Raw genomic sequence first — 3,663 nt, forward strand, 5'->3', positions numbered from 1 at the left:
GCTGCATATTTTATTACCGATACCAATGATAAAGATGGTGTAGCTCAAGTATTAGAAAAATTAATTTGTACTGTTAATAACAGTTAAAAGGATAGAATGGTTACTTCCTATATCGAAAATTATGTGAATTTGTAATGTTGTCAAACGACTATATGATGGTAACGTTACATTGCCATAAATCTAAGGTTTCACACTATTCATTAAGCAAAAAATACGCTATTTTTTCTGTAGAATCATAGGAAAGGATGGCGTTTTTTATGTCTGTTTCTGCGTCTGATGAATTACAACTATTTGCTCAAGAGAGTCAAGGTTTTTTATCTCCAAATACCTTACGGGATCTTGCTAGAGATGTTGGTTTTGTACAACGAACTAGTAAGTATCAAGCAAAAGATTTAGTAGCTTTATGTGTATGAGTGAGCCAAAATGTAGCTATGACTTCTTTAACTCAGTTATCTAGCTGTTTAGAAGCATCAATAGAAGTACGTCCTGAGGGACTGAATCAACGGTTTAATAAGGCGGCCGTCCAACTTTTACAACACCTACTAGCCGAACTACTAAGCAAAAAATTGGCCGCATCTATGCCGATTTCTTCTCCATACGCTTCTATTTTCCAGCGTATTCGTATCCTAGATTCAACTGCACTTCAACTCCCGGATGTATTTTTATCGGTTTATCCAGGTGCAGGAGGATGCAGCCATACAGCTGGAATAAAAATTCAACTTGAGTATGATTTGTTAAGTGGACAGTTCCTACATATTCATACAGGTCCGGGCAAACAACATGATCACACTTACGGCTCTCTGTGTGTCCCAACTGTGACAGCGAATGATTTATGTATCCGAGATTTAGGTTATTTTCATTTAAAAGATCTTCAACATATACAAGATAAAAAGGCTTATTATATCTCACGCATCAAATCGAATACACGTATTTATCAAAAAAATCCTGAACCTGATTATTTTCAAGATGGTAGAATTAAGAAAGGTACAGAGTATATACAGATAGATATGGAGACGTTAATGAACGCCCTTCAACCAGGACAAACATGTGAAATAGCTGATGCTTATGTAGAAATGATTAATAAAGTGCCAGCTCGCCCAAAGAATTGGAGTAATATTGCTGGCCATGTCCCTAATTACATTTTCAAACTCTGTAAAAAAGTTTTCTATCTACTTTTTAGCTTCATCACTCATTTCAATGATATGAGTCCAATATTTTTTTGTAATCGGATCATATTCTACCCTAACTGTGACATTCTTTTGAGTATCTGTGTTTACATATCCTTCAATCGTTAGGGCATAAATTGCATTTGATGGTCTATTTTCTTTTTTATAGGAACTCGTATGCTTGTCAAAGACTTGTTCAACAATTGTTAAATCAAAGTTATATTCATTTTTCATATACTGAATTGCTTTCGATTCAGAAATATTACGGAGATTCATTTCTTCCTCTGGTGTAAGAGCCAACTGCTTTTCTAATTCTACAGCATGTTGGTTATCTTTAGATAGATTTAGAACACCTGTATTTTCTTCTGAATTATAATCTACCAGCCACTTTTTATCTTTGTAGTACGCTTCGACAGAGGGTTTGCATGAAAATCCGCTCTTTCCTTCATTTTGTGAATCACAGCTAACTAACTCAAAATGAATATTTATTTTGGAATATTCCGGACTTCCTGTACCTTCATTCGCTTGCACCCTACTTGCCTTTGTCACATATGTAATCTTTATTGGACCATTAGTTTTTTCAACCTCATGTTTTACTTTTTCTTCAATACGTTGTTCCTGAACCTGTTTCGCGAAAATGTAGTTCTCCTCATACAAATGATACATTGCTAAAGGAACAAATAAAGCAAGCCCTAAAACGAAACAAGAAAGTGCATAATAAGCCAACATTCGCTCTGTAGTATATATACGGAAACAGGAAAGTACAACACGAATATATACTAAAGGCAAAGCGATATAAAAAATAGGTACTGAAAAGTAAAATGTAAAGGCTGTAATTAGAAAAATCCCCCCGAGTAACTCGATATATCGCGGAATACCTATACTGTATGCTGCTAAAATCAAAAACCAAATGTAACTTGTTGATACAAGAAAAGCAATTCTATAATACTTCTTACTTTTTAAGTTTTTCTCTTCCATTTCCCCACCATCTTTGCAAAATTGAAACTGTGCTATCCGTTACAACTTAAAACAAACTCTTTCTTACATTCAGTTTCTCAAATGAATGTAAAAAATACAAGAACAAACTCCATTCATTAGCTTGGTTTCATAACTCATGTGAAAATGATATGATTGCATTGTCAATATTATCTAATTACTAAAAAATATTACAAGGAAATCACAAAGAGGAGGAGAAATCATGGGTTTTTTCAGTAGATTTTTTAAAAAGGTGGAACAAGTAAACAATAAAGAGGCCACTATCCATGAATTAGATGAAGAATTGTATATTGAATCCCCACTAGAAGAAGCCAATAGCTATTGGGTCTCAATGGCACAAAATTTACTTATTAATACTGTAAAAGCCGCTGGAAATAATGTGGAGCGTGCTTTTTTATTGCTTAATATGAAAAAGGGAGAGGCTTCATTTGATATTTTTTATCAAATAAACGGACAATTGTATTTTTGGGATCAAATAGAAAATCAGGAAATAAAAAATAGAATTAAAAATGAGTTATTACCACAAGCTTCGGAAGTTTCAGATGCTGTAAACCAACACTTTATCGAAGCAGATCATCCTACAATTTCGTTTGCAGAATTACAATTTGAATGGGAAACAAAAGCTTGGTTTTCACACATTATCTGGGAAGATGACCCAGCCTCTCAATTACCAAAGGCTCAAATATTAAACGAATGGTATAGCCTAATTAACAAGGAAATACACGGTAAACCACTTGATAGCGATATAAAATTTTCTTGGTATCCATCAAACTCTTAATAATCTAACAGTATCTAAAATAGGGGACATTGTTCCGATTAGTTTAAATATAGTTAGTTAATAACCTTAAAAAAATAGAGACTACTTATAATAGAAAAATTGGTTCTGGTGCAAAAACTTAAGGACAATTGCAATGAATCTATAAATCTTGGACATACTGTTACTATTACTTTAAAAAGGGTGCGTGATTGGTATGGAAAAGGAAAATGTATTCAAATGGAAGCATTATCAGCCTGATATTATTTTGTTAACGGTAAGATGGTACCTACGATACAACCTCAGTTTTCGTGATTTGGTGGAAATGCTAGAAGAACGGGGTTTATCCATTTCTCATACAACGATTATGCGTTGGGTTCATCAGTATGGTCCTGAATTGGACAAACGAATCCGCAGTCACCTCAAACAAATGACTCTTGGAGAGTCGATGAAACATATATCAAAGTAAAAGGTCAATGGATGTATCTGTATCGTGCTGTTGATTCGAAAGGAAACACAATTGATTTTTTCCTAAACAAAACAAGAGACCAGAAGGCTGCAAAGCGCTTTTTCAAGAAAGCTTTGCGGTCTTTTCATGTTTCAAAGCCACGTATTATAATAGTCGATAAGAACCCGGCTTATCTTATAGCAATTGAACAGTTGAAAAAAGAAAACATACTAAGATTAGTAGTGCAGGCCAAGGCATTGGTTCGCACTACTATTTTTTATATAGTAGAAGTGAAGAAA

The 3,663-nt window shown here is 34.0% G+C and carries 2 protein-coding genes and 2 pseudogenes; 3 read left to right on the forward strand and 1 reads right to left on the reverse strand.

Going from position 1 to position 3,663, the window contains the following annotated elements; translation table 11 throughout:
• Positions 1 to 257: 257 nt before the first annotated feature.
• A pseudogene (locus JDS80_RS30370) lies at positions 258 to 1,097 on the forward strand (IS4 family transposase); the annotation flags it as partial.
• A 72-nt stretch (positions 1,098 to 1,169) separates the two neighbouring features.
• On the opposite strand, the gene JDS80_RS30375 reads toward JDS80_RS30370, so the two are convergent.
• Positions 1,170 to 2,144, reverse strand: a complete 975-nt coding sequence (locus JDS80_RS30375; protein ID WP_199640782.1) for a hypothetical protein — start codon at positions 2,142 to 2,144, stop codon at positions 1,170 to 1,172.
• A gap of 220 nt (positions 2,145 to 2,364) precedes the next feature.
• Between JDS80_RS30375 and JDS80_RS30380 the strand changes: the two genes are divergently transcribed.
• Positions 2,365 to 2,940, forward strand: coding sequence for a hypothetical protein (locus JDS80_RS30380; protein WP_078174475.1), 576 nt, complete (start codon positions 2,365 to 2,367; stop codon positions 2,938 to 2,940).
• A gap of 193 nt (positions 2,941 to 3,133) precedes the next feature.
• Positions 3,134 to 3,663: pseudogene (locus tag JDS80_RS30385) on the forward strand (IS6 family transposase); the annotation flags it as partial.

Source organism: Bacillus cereus group sp. N8 (assembly GCF_016483685.1).
Lineage (GTDB): Bacteria > Bacillota > Bacilli > Bacillales > Bacillaceae_G > Bacillus_A > Bacillus_A proteolyticus.

Excerpts from the sequence above, each read along its gene's own strand:
- JDS80_RS30375 (WP_199640782.1), bottom strand. The coding sequence starts at position 2,144 with ATGGAAGAGAAAAACTTAAAAAGTAAGAAGTATTATAGAATTGCTTTT.
- JDS80_RS30380 (WP_078174475.1), top strand. The coding sequence starts at position 2,365 with ATGGGTTTTTTCAGTAGATTTTTTAAAAAGGTGGAACAAGTAAACAAT.